Source organism: Paenibacillus sedimenti, assembly GCF_014534655.1.
Taxonomy (GTDB): Bacteria; Bacillota; Bacilli; order Paenibacillales; family NBRC-103111; genus Paenibacillus_E; species Paenibacillus_E sedimenti.
Genome location: NZ_JACVVD010000005.1, coordinates 363,907 through 380,986 on the forward strand (window position 1 = coordinate 363,907; position 17,080 = coordinate 380,986).

At 43.9% G+C, this 17,080-nt stretch carries 10 protein-coding genes; 9 read left to right on the forward strand and 1 reads right to left on the reverse strand.

Going from position 1 to position 17,080, the window contains the following annotated elements:
- Positions 1-446 precede the first annotated feature (446 nt).
- Both ICC18_RS17100 and ICC18_RS17105 read left to right on the forward strand, forming a co-directional pair.
- Complete coding sequence (locus ICC18_RS17100) at positions 447-3,317, forward strand: putative Ig domain-containing protein (protein WP_188175646.1); 2,871 nt, start codon at positions 447-449, stop codon at positions 3,315-3,317.
- 163 nt (positions 3,318-3,480) lie between these two features.
- Positions 3,481-9,192 carry a LamG-like jellyroll fold domain-containing protein gene (locus tag ICC18_RS17105; RefSeq protein ID WP_188175647.1) on the forward strand — a complete coding sequence of 1,904 codons (5,712 nt, stop codon included), beginning with the start codon at positions 3,481-3,483 and terminating at the stop codon, positions 9,190-9,192.
- Between the two features lie 146 nt (positions 9,193-9,338).
- On the opposite strand, the gene ICC18_RS17110 is transcribed toward ICC18_RS17105, so the two are convergent.
- The gene (locus tag ICC18_RS17110) at positions 9,339-10,826 is read right to left on the reverse strand and encodes an alpha-L-arabinofuranosidase family protein (protein ID WP_188175648.1); all 1,488 of its coding nucleotides are present in this window, start codon (positions 10,824-10,826) and stop codon (positions 9,339-9,341) included.
- Between the two features lie 146 nt (positions 10,827-10,972).
- On the opposite strand from ICC18_RS17110, the gene ICC18_RS17115 reads away from it, so the two are divergent.
- The 7 genes from ICC18_RS17115 (at position 10,973) to ICC18_RS17145 (ending at position 17,069) form a co-directional block, all read left to right on the forward strand.
- Positions 10,973-11,776 carry a helix-turn-helix domain-containing protein gene (locus tag ICC18_RS17115; RefSeq protein ID WP_188175649.1) on the forward strand — a complete coding sequence of 268 codons (804 nt, stop codon included), beginning with the start codon at positions 10,973-10,975 and terminating at the stop codon, positions 11,774-11,776.
- Positions 11,682-12,104: a LysE family translocator gene (locus ICC18_RS34775; protein ID WP_223192659.1), complete on the forward strand. Its 423-nt coding sequence runs from the start codon at positions 11,682-11,684 to the stop codon at positions 12,102-12,104. The genes ICC18_RS17115 and ICC18_RS34775 overlap by 95 nt, the downstream gene beginning before the upstream one ends.
- Positions 12,105-12,295: 191 nt before the next feature.
- Complete coding sequence (locus ICC18_RS17125; RefSeq protein WP_188175651.1) at positions 12,296-13,141, forward strand: SPL family radical SAM protein; 846 nt, start codon at positions 12,296-12,298, stop codon at positions 13,139-13,141.
- Positions 13,142-13,220: 79 nt separating this feature from the next.
- Complete coding sequence (locus ICC18_RS17130; RefSeq protein WP_312029541.1) at positions 13,221-13,613, forward strand: MarR family winged helix-turn-helix transcriptional regulator; 393 nt, start codon at positions 13,221-13,223, stop codon at positions 13,611-13,613.
- A 98-nt stretch (positions 13,614-13,711) separates the two neighbouring features.
- On the forward strand, positions 13,712-14,131 hold the full coding sequence (locus tag ICC18_RS17135; protein WP_188175653.1) for an ester cyclase: 420 nt from the start codon (positions 13,712-13,714) through the stop codon (positions 14,129-14,131).
- Positions 14,132-15,049: 918 nt separating this feature from the next.
- Entirely contained in the window at positions 15,050-16,045 is a 996-nt protein-coding gene (locus ICC18_RS17140) for a Gfo/Idh/MocA family protein (RefSeq protein WP_188175654.1), read from the forward strand.
- A gap of 100 nt (positions 16,046-16,145) precedes the next feature.
- Positions 16,146-17,069, forward strand: a complete 924-nt coding sequence (locus ICC18_RS17145) for an ABC transporter permease (RefSeq protein WP_282559203.1) — start codon at positions 16,146-16,148, stop codon at positions 17,067-17,069.
- Positions 17,070-17,080: the final 11 nt, after the last annotated feature.

Genomic DNA, 17,080 nt, shown 5'->3' on the forward strand with positions numbered 1-17,080 from the left:
AGCAAGGTTTTGGGCAGGTATACTCGACTAAGCGCTTGACTTTACCCGCAGTAGTCGTAGGGGCCTTCTCGCCTTTCTTCTTTCCTTTCTTAGTCTTTCCTTTTCGTTTTCTCTGCTTCTTGGGTTTCAAGTGCTTGTCTATCGCGTGCCAAAGGCGCCTCAAAAAGTCATAAAAAGTGCCTACACAGGAATGTCATCCAAGGCAAAACCACTGAGAATGGCATCCCTTCCGTCACTATTATTAAGGCGATTTCAAAAAGTCAAGTGTTTTCGACACGGAATTACTCGTAATCTGAATTTTATTTTCCAATTCGGCTTATGGTAAAAATAAAAAATCCCCCTACAAAAGTAGGAGGGAAGGCAATTTGATGGTTCAAGGAAACCCTTGTCCCATCTGCCTCGGCGAATGCCGAGAGGCTATTAATACTTTAAGGAGGTAGGAACTTATGGTTAGAAAGTTAATACCATTATTATTATCCCTATTTGTTGTGATGGGGAGCTTGCAATTTGGTAATGTAGTAAAAGCTGAACAGAATGGTTCCGATGTGAGTGAAGTTGTAAAACTTATTATTGTGGAAAAAAGTGGATTTGTTCATCCGGGAATCAGTGTCGATCCAGAAAAGTTAGAGAATACAAGACAAGAATTGATGAAAGGGAACAACCCTTGGATAAGCTATTATAATGCAATGAAACAAACCAAGTATGCTTCTTTAAAGTTCGAATCAGCAAACTTAAAAGCCGGAACGATCGATACACCAAAAGATTCGACATTTAAGAAGTCATCTGCGAATGTAAATTTAAGCAGTGATGGATTTAGGGCATATACGCAGGCAGTGCTTTATTATTTAACAGGTGACAGCCAGTATCGATATAATGCCATAAGGCTTGTCCGGATATGGGAAAATATGAACCCTAATGAATTTCAGTATTTTGCTGATTCTCATATTCATGTAGGGACACCATTTTACTATATGGTCAGTGCTGCGGAACTATTACGATACACTACTGTGGTGGATGAAGAGTACAATGATGAACAAAACGGAATTATGAACTATAACTTGACATGGACAGAAGAAGATACAAATAAACTTACTAAAAATCTTATAGATCCCGTAATCAGCACCTTCTTGTATTCCAATTACAGGTATATGAATCAGCACCTTTACCCGGTGATTGGAGCTATGGCCGGTTATATTTTTAAAGATGATAAGGCCCGATATGAAGAGGCGGTCGAATGGGCCATGGTCAATTCCACCACTGAAAAACCGGATATTAACGGCGCCTTGAAAAATCAATTCCATTTAATAGAGGCAAACGATCCGAGAAACCCTACTGGCGTATCATATATACAGCATTTGGAAATGGGTCGGGACCAAGCTCATGGTACTGGAGACGTTATCGATCTTACTGGGATAGCACGTATTCTGAACCAACAAAAAACAAAGATAGATCCTGTAAATGGTACCGTCTCAACAGCAGTATATGCCCAGACCCCATATGCTTTTCTCAATCAGCGTATTTTAGAAGGAGCTGAGAAACTTTATAGCTATATGGGAGGGTATACAATCCCCTGGACTGACCTGGGATATCCGGATTTCGTAAAAGTTTCAGAAGCATATCGCGGTCGTACAGGTTTATTTTTTAATATGAGCGAGCTTTACGATGCTTACAGATATATGGAGGGGATGACAAAAGAAGAGTTAGAAAAAAAGGCTCCTCAACTATCATTTAGGGCTAAACATTTAACTTCTCCTAATTTTTATAATGGATCGAAGTTAACTAATTTTTGGGGAAGTTTTAGTGATAATAAAATGACGGAAATAGGATGCGAGTATTGGTTGTCCATTCCAAGCGAGCGTAGTTTAGACAAGGAGATCGCTATTCCAGCGCAGGCTCAAGATAGTTCTGTTTCATTTGTTGAAAGAGGGGCTATTTTAGATAAATCCTTAGCTTCAGTTAAAAAGGAAGAAGAAACAACTTATATTCGTTTAAAATCTGCAAAAAATCAAGAACAGATTAAAGAAACGGATTATGACTCTCAATATCCGAAGGATATAAAAACAATACGTGGAGGAAATCAGATTGCTTTGCCTTCATTAATAAAGATCAATAAACCTGAAAGTGAATTTCTTTCTTTGAGGATTCGTTCAACGGGGACTGCCAACTTATTAATTAGCAGCAATAATTATTATGGCGAAGCATTTCAGGAAGTAACTATCCCCAATACACATGGGGAGTGGAAATATATAGTATATAACACTAATGGAAAAAAACAAATTTCTAGGACTGCTAGACAATTGGCAAACTTAGATTTTTATTCGGTAATTTCTGATACTGATATTCAAGTAGACTTCGATCGTTTGCAATACATAAATGCAGATGGTGGATTGAAAACGAATGTACCAACCTTTAAAGGGAATCTGAGACAGGTGCAATATCTTCTCAAAAAAGTTCCATATGAACAGAAAATTGAGTTGGATAATGCCGATAACGTAACATTTAGTTTGGTGAACGCTCCAAAAGGAATGACGATTGACAGCGATGGAACGATCAAATGGACACCTGATAAAAAGACAGACGAACCCGTTTTAGTTACGGTAGTCGCTGATAATGGCGTGGTTGTTAATACAGCTCAATTAAACTTTGTTGTTTCCAATAATCACCATCAAGCATATGAAGCTGTTTTATCAACTTATAATCAGAATCAAGTCTATACACAAAAAATATTTCTGGAATTTTCGAAACACAAAGAAGAAGTTGAAACATTGCTTAAGGGAAGTACAGAAGATCGTATATTCTTAACAACTTTAAATGAAATGGTGACAAGCATCAATGCGTTGGAACTGCTGAATCCGAAATTGGCAGATGGAACCTTTAATTATTATGCCTATGACTCTATTATTCCGTCTGTAACAACCATGAATAAGGATAACATAAAAGGACTAGTAGATAACGATACGGCAACATTCAGCGGTGATTTAAGAGCACCAAGCATTTTTGATTTTGGACCAGAGTATAAAATCTCAGCGAAAGCTTTTTCTTTCCAAGCTAGAAGAGGTTTACCTAACCGCTCTGAAGGAATGAATGTATATGGATCCAATGATGGAGTGAATTGGATTTTACTAACGGAGACTGTTACGACAAATACAGAAGCAATGGAGACCATCCGTGTAAAAGAATCTTTAGTTAACGAATCATTTAGATATTTGAAATTCCAAGTGGATTATCCCGGTATTCCTACGGATCCTGCATATCCTGGTATCTCATCTTTCGCGGAACTTAGGATAGATGGAACCAGAAATGAAGTGAACGAATAAAGCGATCGTTATCGTTTACTCCGTAAGGGGAAGAAGCAAAGAGAGTCTTGGCCCCCCCGGTTAACATTAATCTGTCTGTCATTTCCCCAATATGGCATATTGAATATGTTACATGGGAGTGTAAGAGGCAGAGTGTTCTAAAATAAGTTTGGAGGTATTTATCTTGAAACGATTTTTTTACAAAAGGTATCTTTCTTTGATTTTAGCAGCCGTGCTTCTTGTTGGAACGCTTCCAATGAACATGGCCATGGTCTCGGCTTCGGATGAGGCAGGAACGATCGAGTCCTATACATCTAGCATTCCGACACCCCAGGGAAGCTCTGTTATTAATCCGAACTATGACCGCCAATGGGATAACTATGAAGTAAACGGTTCGACCGGTCTTGCTCATCCTGGTATTCTCCATTCCAGAACGGATCTGAATACGATCCGTGACATGGTATGGCTGGGCAAGGAGCCATGGGCGTCAGCCTTCGAGAAATTCCGTAAAACTCCGGAATCAGCCAAGGATATTGTCGTCTATGGATTCGGTGGGGATCAGAAGGAATTTTCCTACCCCAAGATATCCGACAGCAACGGGGATAAGCAGCTGCGTCAAGATGCCACAACTGCCTATCAGCAAGCGCTTATGTGGTATATTACTGGTGACCAAGCTTATTTGAATAATGCCAAAAAAGTATTGGATGCCTGGGGGAACGGCCTGCAGCAATTCTTCGACACGACGGAGCCCGCCAACTGGGATTCGGAAGCCCTGATTTGGGGCGCGTCCAGTGTTCTCTCATCCGGCGTGGCCGGTCTCAAAATGGCTGCAGCAGCAGAAATACTTCTCTACACCCCAAGCTCGGGATTCTGCCGTGATGCAGAGGGGAATATCGATCCTGCGAAGAAGGGGATTTATGATCGATTCTTCCGTCTGATTTGGCAGGAGTCCAATAAATGGTATGGTTTCTTCAATCAAGCTGCAGTTGGGAATATGGGCTATATGGCTATTTCCATCTTCCTTGACGATATCAACGGATATAATGAAGCTGTGGAGCGGTTTGCTGTTAATAAAAAAGCAGTAGACTCTGCAAACGCTAACCCGACCGCCAACAGTACCAATTTCTCCGTCTCCGCCATGATATTGGATAATGGACAAGTTGTGGAAATGGGACGTGACCAGCCGCATGCCGGCGGTGACGTAGGGGCGCTGGGAATGGCAGCCCAAATGATCTACACGCAAGGAACCATGCTGGATCCGGTAACCGGAGTTCCGGTAGCTGCCGGAGGCGTAGACCCCTACGAGTTCCAGAACCAAAAGCTGTTGAAAATGATCTCCTATTTCTCGAAATACAATTTGGGCTACGATGTGGATTTTCTCCCTAATGTGAACGGTTTGGGACAAAAAACAGAGTGGGCAACCGTAAGTACGGCAGGCAGAGGAGCCGGTGGTCCGATAATAGCCTCGATCTACAATCACTATAAACATGTGAAGGGATATTCTGGTTCGCCTTTCGATGAACTGTATAAGTACCCTGAAGGGATCATGGGGCTGGATTACCCGGAAGGGCAATCCATTGATATGCCTGGATTCGGGCAACTGCTGTTTACTCCTGCCCATGCTGCACTTGGCGATGCCCCCAAGGGACCTCCGCAGCCACTGGCAGAAAAGGAAGATCCGAATCCCCTGTTTAACAGACATCCGGCAATTCCTTTTGACAGCAACAATAAAATCCCATATAAGAACGGTTACGTGAAACCGGGGATCGCAAGTTATCTGGACGAGACCGGATATATTCAATATACCGCGGAAGGGACGATGAACGGCAACTGGATCGGCTATGAGAATTTCGATTTTGGTTCGATTCCAGTGGACACCCTGGCTTTTAATTATGGCTTGAATTCCGGGATAGGCGCGACAGTTGCTATGTATGTGACCGAAGCGGATGTCAAGCTGACCGACGATTCTATGGCGCTCATGCAGCCAACTGCGATGTTCCAGGTGCCTAATACAGGCTGGTGGGCTACACAGCACACGCATGTACAGAAGCTGAATGGACTGGGCGGTACACTAACCGGAAGGAAAAACTTGTATTTCAAGTTAAGCGGGTCCGGCAATGCATATAACTTTGCCCCGCAGCCCTATTGGTTTCAGTTCTCCAATGGATTCGCCAAAGCTGACAACCTTGCTGTTGATGCTCCTTTCACCAGCACTACAGCCTACGCGAAGAATACAGCAGATAACAACATCACCTTGACGGATGGAGGCTATATCGGTTACCGCAATATGAATTTTGACAGCGGAACCGTTCAATTCGAGCTGAATCATAAGGCGGCCGGAAGCGGCATATTGGAGATGAGGCTTGGCGGTCCTGAAGGTGAGCTCATTAAATCCTACGGGATCTCCGATTCCGGAGGTGTTGCTGTAGTTACCAGCTTCGCCCATGCAGAAGCTGAGATACTGTACGGAAGCAACGCGGGTAATAACAATCTCTATTATGTGTACAAGGGTACAGGCTCCTTGACCATAAACAGCTTCAAATATGTGACGCCTTCTGTGGTGCCGATTGTTACCGGGAAAACCGAAGGTGGAGCCTATTATACGGATATGTTCGACAATGCCGAGAGGGTCGGCGACAATGTGGTATTGCAAGGCGACGATTCTGCCGTCGTATATCGCGCTGTTGATTTGGGCACCAGAGGGAATGACCGGGTGTTCATGAGCTTGAAAGTAAAAAGCGATGAACCTGTCGATATTACGGCTACCAACGTTGGTCAAGCGGTTGCGGGTGCACCAGCTCAGGTGGCAGTATTTCATGTACCAGATACCCAGGGCAAGTTCGTAGCCTTGGCTTATGATCTGACCTATACGGCTTATGCAACTCGTACCGGGTCCATGATGATGAAGCTGGAAACGAGCGGTGGCACGGCTGGCGGCAATATTGAAGTGGATTATATCAGTTTCAATAATAATGACATCGAGTTTTTGGACCTCATTCATGATGTGAACATTGCATCCAATCATTCCGGCGATCCTCTGATTGCCACAGTTGGAGATACAGTCACGTTATCCTTTACAGCCAGTGAAGTGTTGGAGAACGTCAAGGTTACACTGAACAATGCTTCAGCAGTCGTCAACACTACGGATAACCTGCATTATACGGCAAGTTTTATGTTAGGTGATTTCTATACGTCTGGAAAAGTTTCCTTCCGGATTGATTATGAGAAGTTAGGTCAATACGGGCAAAGGGTAACCAACACAACGGATGGCTCGGCGGTAACCATTGTCCAGGAGGCAGGACTTCTTACAGATGTATTCAAGACGCTGTCCTTGATTGATTCCACACCAGGACGATCTTTGGCAGATACCAAAACACAAGCCGGATATCTATTGGATAATACGAACTCTTTTTCAGACTTCCGGGCTGCCAACAATAGCGGCAGTGGTTCCTGGGTGGCCTTTGATCTCGGGGCAGAACAGAAGGTGCTGTTAAGCAAAGTCAAGATCCTCGCAAGATCGGACCAAACCGGCCGTGCTGCCGGCGTTGTAATCCAAGGAACGAACCATATCGGTGATGAACCATGGGTAACATTGACTACGGCAGGCGCTAATACCGCCAACTGGCAGACGCTCTCGGTTCTCGCAGCCCAAAGTCAGAAGTACTATCGCTACATCCGGGTTTATAATGCAGGCAATTGGTTTGGCAATCTGTCTGAGGTGAAGTTTTTAGGGACTGTCCAGCAAACGGATTTCGTCCCCTTGGACAGCGTGTCGATTCAATCGGATAATCCGGAGAATTCTGCCGTTGCGCTTACCGGAAATACGGTTACCTTGACCTTTGCGGCAAGTAAAGCGCTTGAGAATGTAAGTGTCAAACTTGGCGATCAAACGGTAGCGGCCACTACAACGGATCAACGCCATTGGATTGCACAATTTACGGTAGGTACGACATATAAGACAGGGAATGTGGGGCTCCTCATCATGGCGGATAATGGTCCGGCTGTAATGGGCACTACGGACGGTACATCGGTGCTGGTCATAGATCCGCTTCAATCTGCATTGGCAGCTGCGGATGCTGTGATAGCAAGTAACTACACGCGTCTGAGCTATTATCACTTCAAGCAACAAGTCGATCAGGTTAAGGCAGCCATGCAGACTCAAGGATATTCTGCGACGGCGCTTGCAAAGAAGATGTATGATGCTAAATCGCTGCTTGTTCGCAACCCGCTGCCCCTATCCCTCTACTCGTTTGAAGAGAATGCAGCAAGCTCCATCGGATCATCGAATGGAACGGTAACCGGAACACCTGCTTACGGGGATGGTAAAAGCGGGAAAGCAATCAGTCTGAACGGCAGCAATACCTATGTCACCCTGCCATCGGATCATCCCTTGGCAACCAGTGATGAAATCACGATCTCAACCTGGGTTTATTGGAAAGGTTCCACAAATTGGCAGCGGATCTTCGACTTCGGTACTGGTACGTCTAGATATATGTTCTTGACTCCGAAGTCGGGGAGCAATACGCTCCGGTTTGCCATCAAAAACGGAGGAAGCGAACAAAACATTGAAACCACGTCGCTGCCTTTAAATGAATGGGTGCATGTGGCGGTAACACTGGGGGGCGGCACGGCGAAGCTGTACGTCAACGGTGTGGAGAAAAAAACGGGTACTTTCACAATCAAGATGAGTGATTTCAAACCGACGCTCAACTACATAGGCAAAGCCATGTTTAACGATCCGTTGTTTAACGGGATGGTGGATGAATTCCGAATTTACAATTATGCTTTGAGTGCGATTGAGATTGGAACTGTATATAGCAGTACAGCATCTCTTATGGACAGAACCCTGCTGAATTATGCGCTGAATGAAGCAGCGGCACTTGACAAGGCGCTTTATAACGAAACGAGCTGGCAAGCTCTTGAGACAGCGGTCACAAACGCAAAAGCCTTGGCTGCAGATGCGGCTCAAGATGCCATTGACGCAGCGACTGCACAGCTTCTGAACAAGCTTGAGGCACTGAACTCGGCTCCGGTCTTCACACCGATCCCGGCCAAGACGGTAGAAGCAGGCACCAGCGTTACCTTCTCCGTAGTTGCGGTAGATAAGGATGCAGATGCTTTAACCTACAGCTCATCCAATTTGCCTCTCGGAGCTTCCTTCAATACGCAAACCGGTCAATTTGCTTGGACGCCGAATATGCCCGGCAACTATGGTGTGACGTTTGCCGTGTACGATGCAAGAGGAGCAACAGCGGCCATGACGGTCGACATCCAGGTGGTTGACACGATCGCGCCGACAACGATTGATGACGCCCCGCAAAACTGGGTCAATCATGATGTTGCGGTGAATCTGACCGCAAGCGACAGCGGTTCCGGCGTAGCGGCGACTTATTATACCTTGGATGGCGGTGTTCAGCAGACAGGAACGACTGTTAACATCACGGAGGAAGGCATTCATTCACTCGTCTATTGGAGTGTGGATCATGCCGGCAACGTGGAAACGGTGCACACGGTACCGATCCATATCGATAAATCGGCGCCGACTCTGAATGTCGTGCCCGATAAGACGGAGCTTTGGCCGCCGAATCATATGCTTGTTTCGGTTACTGCGGGAGTTTACGGAAGTGATAACATCTCAGGAATCGATTCGATCGTACTGATCTCGATTACGAGTAACGAACCGGATCAAGGGACGGAATCTGAAGATCAACCGAACGATATTCAAAATGCCGAGTACGGTACTCTGGATCAATCCTTCAGTTTACGTGCTGAAAGATCAGATAAGGGAACAGGTCGTATCTATCTCATAACCTACACGGCAACCGACAAAGCGGGCAACAAAACGGTTACAACGGTTACTCTCACCGTACCACATGATCGGTCGGATAAAAAGTAAAAGAACCTTCTTAGGTTGCATCTAGTGAAGAAAAGATCGAAAGCCCCCAATCGGTATAACTTGGGGGCTTCTTTCATTCAAGAGAAGAGAATAAAACAGTGGAGTCAGCTATCCTCAGGCTTAAATTAGCTAAGGACAGCCGCTTTTTATTTCAAGCGAATCTTCAGGACATATAATGACAGGGGTTCCAGTTCGATGACGCCGGAGCCCGTCGTTTCGAAATCCTTGACTCGAAGTCGCGCAGGCTCGGCAAAAGTATTCATAGCTTCGATCTCCCTATCTCCGAACAGTTGTCCGCTGATGGTATCGATCTGTTCGTCCGTAATCCCGATATCCACCGTGTGATGGTTTTCATGGTCTCGGTTGATGATATTGAGAATAACCGTGCGGTTGTTCTCATCATAGCTAGCAGATGTATCCAGCAACTGCACTTCCTTGTAATAGGATCCTTGATATGTGCTGCCGCCGTTCCAGACATCAACGGCCGTCATGTCTCTATTGGCTAAGAACATCTCCTGAACGTAAGAAACACCCTGACGGTAGAAGCCAGTTCCACCGCTCTCGGTTACCATGGCCGGAATCGTATTCACCAGTTGTGCCATATTGGACAAGGTGGCAACGTCGCTGTTTCTCACAAAGATATTAAAGTAAGAACCGACAAGCAAGCTGTCGCTCACATTGAAAGGCACCATATGGTCAGCTTCATGGCGGTACCATGGATTATACTCATCCAGGGCAATGCCGATGGTTTTGAACTTGTTATGCTTATGGTTGATCAGACGAATATCTTCCCTCATGATCCGATAAGCATCTTCGAGCAAGGTCATAAATTCGGACAGGAAATAGTGGGTTTTAACTGGCCCCCATTCCTGCCATGTATCCCTTACGCTGTCCTTATAGTCGTTGCCGATATAATCGTGAATGTTGATGTAATCGATATAGTCGTAGAGCGCGTCAAGAATGTCCCGGTTCCAATTATCATGAGGAAAATCAATAGGAAAATGCGCACCGCAGAATACAAGCTTGATCGTAGGATCAGCGAACTTCATGGCCATCGCAAACTCTCTTGCCTTTTTGATATAATCCTGAGGTGTCTCCGTATATCCGAGTTCCCAAGGTGCACTGATTTCATTGCCGAGAGCCCAATATTTTACGTTATAGGGTTCGGGACTTCCATTTGCTATCCGCTTGTCCGCCCACCTGGAGCCCGCTTTCCCGTTGCAATATTCGACCCAATTCATAGCCTCTTCCGCTGTCCCGGTACCCATATTGACACAGATAAAGGGCTCTGCTCCAATTTTATTGCACCATTTGATAAACTCGTCCGTACCAAAATGGTTGGAAGCTGGATAGCCTTTATAGCGAGTAAGAGGTCTGTTGGCCTTATCGCCGATCCCATCTTCGAAATGGTAAAAAGGAGCGTAACATCCTCCAGGGAATCGCACATTGGAAATGCCCATGCTTTTGGAAGCTTCGATGACCTCTTTACGAAAACCGTCTTCGTCGGAGTTCCGACTGTCGGGATCGTAAACTCCGCCATAAATGCACCTGTCCAAATTTTCAATAAAATTACCGAAAATAAGCGGATTTACTTTTCCTACGACTCGCTTCGGATTCACGATAATTCTGTTCAATGCCATTCCTCCCTAACTTACATTATTTACTGAAGTATTATCCTTTCTTTCTTTTGTACACATCCATTTTCTCGCTTAATATCCATTCGGTAAATGATATATAATAGAAAATAACTGATCTATTGTCCATAATTGAGGTGTTGAAAATGATTCAGATCAAAAGATGCGGACATAACGTCGTCCACCCGAGTGGCTTTACCATCGACCGCCCATACGGCTCGGGGGATTATCTATTTCTTCTTTTTCGAAGCAAAATGGAGATAGAGATTCGGGGGGAGATGGTTACGGTAGATAAAAATACGTATATCGTCTACCGAAAAGGGAGCAAACAGTTATATAAAGACTTCGAGCAGCCTATGGTTCATGATTGGTTTCACTTCGATGCGGAGGATATGGAGGATTTTTGCGAGCGGCTTAACCTTCCATTTGATACTTTATTAGAGGCACGTGATCCTTTTTTTATTTCCAGAAAAGTGGGCGAAATTCAAGGAGAGCTCATTCATAACGGCAATTTTCGCCGTGAAATCATGGACGCCACTGTTCGCTGCCTGCTGATGAAGCTGAGCGATCTGCGCAATCGTATCGAATCCAACAATCAAATCATTGCCTATTATGATCAATTCATCGCACTTCGCAATGAAATTTATCATTCACCTTCCGTTTCTTATTCTATCGATGAGCTGGCTGCAAAGGTGAATATGAGCAGGTCCTATTTTCAATTACTGTATAAAGAGATTTTCGGAATATCCGTTATCCATGATGTGATCAATAATCGGCTAGAATATGGGAAGTACTTGCTTGAGAATACAACCAGCGTGGTCAAAGAAATCGCGAGTCTGTGCGGGTATGAGAATGATGTCCACTTTATGCGGCAGTTCAAAAAGTACATGGGTGCTACTCCGAGTCAATATCGCTCCACATACCGCAGTCCGAATTCAAAACGGGAGTAAGCGAGCAGGGATCATCCTAGGTTTTATTGCGTTAAATAGAAAGGAACATTGTGATGAGTTTATATATTTCAGGTTTTCTACTCGGTCTGTCACTTGTTTTAGAATAAGGAAAATTTTAGCATTAATCCGAACAGGGATATCCAAAGGTTTTTTACCCGCACTTATTTTCTCTTTAGGTTGTTCGGTCGGAGATATGATATTTGTTGTATTATCAGTAACAGGCATAGCCTTTCTAATTCAATCAAGTACCATTTTTCAATGGGTTCTATGGATAGCCGGGACTGTTATGCTTCTCCTGCTTGCTTATCAGTCTTTTAGCCTTTATTAATAGTAGAGGTGGAAGAATACTTGGTACAAAAATGTTGCGGAGTTTTTCTTTCATGGCAGGTAAATACTAGATTTTAGCGAAGCAAGAAATATCACGATTGAAAAATATCGAAGTATGGTCAACAGGAGGTTTATCGCAAGTGAATGAAAAGCGCCGAGAACTGATCTTCTAAGAGAGGAGGGATGTAGATAATGGCAGTGGAAATCAAAGATATCCTTTCCAAAAAAATTCTAAGCGAAGCCAAAGGTTACTTAGATATTGGATTTACCCATTCATTGAATCCGTACAGCGGCTGTGGATTTTCATGCAGCTATTGTTACGTAAGAGAAATGCCAATTCAAAAGTTCAAAGAGATTCCTTGGGGAGAATGGGTGGACATTAAAATAAATGCGGCAGAAAATTACCGGAATGAAGTTATCAACCTCCGTCGAAAAAACAAACCGGTGAATATTTTTATGTCCTCAGCGACCGACCCCTATCAACCGGTTGAACGAAAGGCAGCCATTACGCGGCGGATTTTGGAAGCCATGGTCGACACGTCCCCTGATCTGCTTCAAATCCAGACAAGAAGCCCACTCGTTACAAGGGATCTTGATTTGTTAATCAAGTTAAAAGAGAAATGCGAAGTCCTGGTATCAATGACGGTTGAAACAGACCGAGAGGATATCAAGCGGATTTTTGCTCCGAATGCACCTGGGATCAAACTGCGCCTAAAAGCTTTAAGAGAGATACATGAGGCCGGAATAGCGACACAGGCGTCTATTTCACCTGTATTACCGTTTACACCTGATTTTCCAAAATTGTTGGAAGGCATCGTGGATCGTATCTGGATCGATACATTGAATATCGGGGATGGTTCAATGGGAAAACGTTCAGAGCAGCTAGGAATGCCTCAATTGTTTGAAGTACATGGTCTATCGGAGTGGTACCGAAGAGATATCCATGTAAGAGTCGAGAAGTATTTTAAGAAAAGTTTCCCTAGTGAGATGATCCACGTTTCGAAAAATGAAGCTTTCCCAACGAATCGCTCCATTTGACATTACTTAGATGTCGAACTATAATTAACGCATGATAAAAGGAAATGCAATCTCACTCATTAGCCACATCAGAGATGCCGTGAATAAATTAATCATCTCGGAACTCGAAAAGCATGGAATCGAAGGGATAGTTCCTTCTCATGGGGATATTTTAACGTATCTGTATAAACAAAAAAACGTAACCATGAAGGAACTAGCTGAGCACATCCATAGAACCAAACCAACTGTCACAGTACTCGTAAACAAACTGGTTGAGTTCGGTTATGTAATTAGAGAAAAGGAAATTAGTGATAACAGAATAACCTATATTAAGCTCACTAAGAAAGGGATCGAATTAAAACCTATTTTCGAAGAAGTATCATCCCGCATAAGGGAAGTCATGTATGGAGGGTTCTCAGAGAAGGAAGGAGAGCAATTTGAGTCCGTTCTTGAGAATCTACTGCAAAGATTTAATTGCACCTCTCTTAAATAGAGGTGCATTAAATAAAATTAAAGTTAGATGTCTAATTGCTTTCGAGGGCGTTTGACTTAGCAATCAAAAACAATAGGAGTTTTGAAAGGAGTTTCACCATGACACTTGAAACCAACAAACATCAGATGCACCTGTTTACAGATTTCATTAATACCCCAAGCGAGAAGCTCGCAGAAGAGCTCATCGCCCCGGATGCGATCTTCCATGTCCCAGGACAGGCAGAGCCGATGCAGGGTCCGGCTGGATATCTCGCAATCATTGGAATGATGCGAGGTGGCTTTCCTGATATCCAATGGACGCTAGAGGAGATGGTTGCCGAAGGGGATAAGGTGGCTGCACGCTTCATAATGCGAGGCACACACCTAGGCACTTTCTTTGGTTTCCCGCCGACAACGAAGACCATCAAGGTGCAGGCAATGAATTTCTACCGATTTACCGGTGGGCAAATCGTTGAAGAACATGGGCAACCCGATATGCTTGGGTTGCTTCAACAGATCGGAGCTGTGCCAACAGCATAAACGGGATGCTTCCTAAACAATACAATTATTCCTATAGGAACGATAGCTGAATAAAAAGACAGTCAACGACTTTTAAACTGAAGTCATTGACTGTCTTTTTTAGCAAATTTTGGTATATCACCTTCATCAGTACTTTGTAATTGTAGGTTATACCTGCTCTTATGTAATTCATTAGGTAGGACTAAACTCCCATGAAAATTAAAAAGCACTGGTTGTTAAAAAACGGAAGCAATGATGGAGTTAATCCGAAAAAGCTTAAGAATGAACGATGACGAGTTTAATAAAGAACTGCTGTTAGCCTACGTTCATCAAAGTCCGGTTCATATTTTGGAACTGTCGCTCTAAAATATGAAGAGATTATTAAGGCTTTACCGGAGCAATATGTTTAGATTCAAGGCTCAGCAAAAAATTCGCCGTTCAGGTGATTACGCTAACGATAGTGAAGGAGTTTGCCTTGCGGCAGCTCCTCTTATTGATCATTCAACGGGCAGGATTGCGTGGGAACTTAATCCTGTACCTCGATGATTGTGGGGCAGCTGGAAAAAGAAGCTACTGGAGCGCCTATTATCTATCATAATAACGAACTTCTTACCCAATTCTTCGGATACGAGAAGGAGAAAAAGAGATCGCAGTTGAAGTTTGGCGTGCATAGGTTCCCGACCGTAAGAGGTTCGAGTTATGTACTCATTTTCGATGATGAGGTAGATGGATAAACACGATAGTCACCTAGAGGTACAAACCGAAGTTGAATGTCAACTTCGGTTATTTTTTATTAAGAAAGCGATTGCAAATTTATAAATCATGTTATACAATTAGTTTGTCAACTTAGTTGAATTATAAGAAAAAAGGTTTAACTTAAGTAAATGCTGTTGATTTAGCCGAAAGTTCAAACAAAACTATTAAGGAGTGGAAGCGACAATGAAAAAGTACAAAGTGGGTATTGTGGGAGCAGGCGGTGTTACCGAATTACATTTCGTGGGGTACAAAGATCATCCGGAGCGAATCGAGATAACCGCATTATGCGATCCAAATCCCGAGGCGCTCCATGCTAAAGCTGATAAATATGGTGTGCCGCAGCGGTTTACCGATTTGCAAGACTTTATCCAAAATAGTGGAATCGACGTTGCTATCGTGTGTACACCTACTTCCATCCGTAAGCAAATCGTATTTCCGCTGATCGAAGCAGGCTTGCCGGTATTCGTTGAAAAGCCATTTTCCGATACGTTAGCTGAAGCAACCGAAATTACGGAAAAGGCCAAAAAGCATGGTGTACCCGTTTCGGTCAATCAAAACTTCAGACGCCATTTTCCATTCGAATTAGTAAAGGAGAAGGTAGCGGAAGGTTTGATCGGCAAAGTTACATCCATTCTATTTTCCAATCTGCATTTTAGGCAGGATAGTGGTTGGCGGTTGGATTGTGAACGTCATGCACTTTCGGTTATGGGTATTCACTGGTTTGACGGTTTCCGGCAAATTCTTGGAAGCGAAGCTGTCTCGGTTGTTTGTCAAAACCGTTCCTCATCGGCTATTAATTGCGCAGGGGAAACTGATGCCACCGTTCAAATCGTTTACGAAAATAACGCCGTAGCGACTTATGTCCAAAGCTTCTCATCAGCTTATAACAAAGCGGAATTAATCGTAATCGGGGAAACCGGTACAATCGTCAATGGCCATGGAACCGTAAGCTTATACCGCAAAGGCGTGAAAGAGCCTGAAGCCACTTGGGAAAACAACATTTCAAGAGAAGTTGCAACCTACGAAGGCTTAAACCAATTGCTCGTTTCCTTGGAAACCGGCGTGGAAGCGCCAAACAGCTCCGAAGACAATTTGAAAACAGTTACTGTTCTCGATGCTGCCTATTTGTCTGCAAAAGAACAACGGATTGTTCATTTAAAGCAAGGTGTAATGGTGTAATCTCGTGCTGTACATATTAATTAACGCTTCAAAAAATTGATTGAAGTGGAAGGTAAACATTATGCGAACACAATCGGCTGTTTTGCAATCGTCCGTCACTATGGATAAGAACAAGAAACGGCGCACTCTCTTGTCTGATTTAAGACGTGACAAATACCTATACTTGCTGGTTTTGCCAGGCGTGCTCTTTTTTATCATTTTTAAATATGTTCCTATGTGGGGAATCATCATTGCATTTCAAGAATACTCGCCGTATATGGGGGTATTGAAAAGTGAATGGGTTGGAATCGAACACTTTGTTCGGTTCTTTTCAAACCCGGATTTCATGCTGCTGTTTCGCAATACGATGATGATCAGTTTATTGAATCTGTTGTTCTTCTTCCCGCTGCCGATCATTCTGTCATTGCTGCTGAACGAACTCAATAATGAAGTGTTTAAAAGGGTCATTCAATCGGTCGTGTACCTTCCGCACTTTTTATCTTGGGTCATTATTGCCGGCATCTCGTTTTTATTGATGTCGCATTCTTCGGGTATCATCAATTTGATGATGGAAGCGATTGGCTTGCGTAAGTACGATTTTTTGACGAATGCGGATACGTTCTGGGGGCTTCTTGTCCTGCAAAATATATGGAAAGAAACGGGCTGGGGAACGATCATTATTTTAGCAGCCATTACAGGAGTTGACACGCAATTATATGAAGCAGCCAAAATCGATGGCGCTAACCGCTGGAGGCAGACATGGCATGTTACTTTGCCAGCCATAAGAAGTGTCATACTAATCTTGTTGATCCTGAGGCTGGGGCACATCATGGATGTCGGTTTCGAACAAGTGTTTTTGATGTCGAATGGGGCAGTGGCACGAGTTGCGGATGTATTTGAAACGTATGTTTACCGAAACGGAATTCAGCAAGGTCAATTCAGTTATAGCACGGCGGTCGGGTTATTTAAATCAGTGGTAGGACTCATACTTGTCGTATTGGCGAACAGGCTTGCCAAACGGATTGGCGAGGATGGGGTCTATTAAGTCAGGGGGTG

Coding starts and splice junctions, on each gene's coding strand:
- ICC18_RS17100 (WP_188175646.1), top strand. CDS start 447: ATGGTTAGAAAGTTAATACCATTATTATTATCCCTATTTGTTGTGATG.
- ICC18_RS17115 (WP_188175649.1), top strand. CDS start 10,973: ATGATTCAGATCAAAAGATGCGGACATAACGTCGTCCACCCGAGTGGC.
- ICC18_RS34775 (WP_223192659.1), top strand. CDS start 11,682: ATGTCCACTTTATGCGGCAGTTCAAAAAGTACATGGGTGCTACTCCGA.
- ICC18_RS17125 (WP_188175651.1), top strand. CDS start 12,296: ATGGCAGTGGAAATCAAAGATATCCTTTCCAAAAAAATTCTAAGCGAA.
- ICC18_RS17135 (WP_188175653.1), top strand. CDS start 13,712: ATGACACTTGAAACCAACAAACATCAGATGCACCTGTTTACAGATTTC.
- ICC18_RS17140 (WP_188175654.1), top strand. CDS start 15,050: ATGAAAAAGTACAAAGTGGGTATTGTGGGAGCAGGCGGTGTTACCGAA.
- ICC18_RS17145 (WP_282559203.1), top strand. CDS start 16,146: ATGGATAAGAACAAGAAACGGCGCACTCTCTTGTCTGATTTAAGACGT.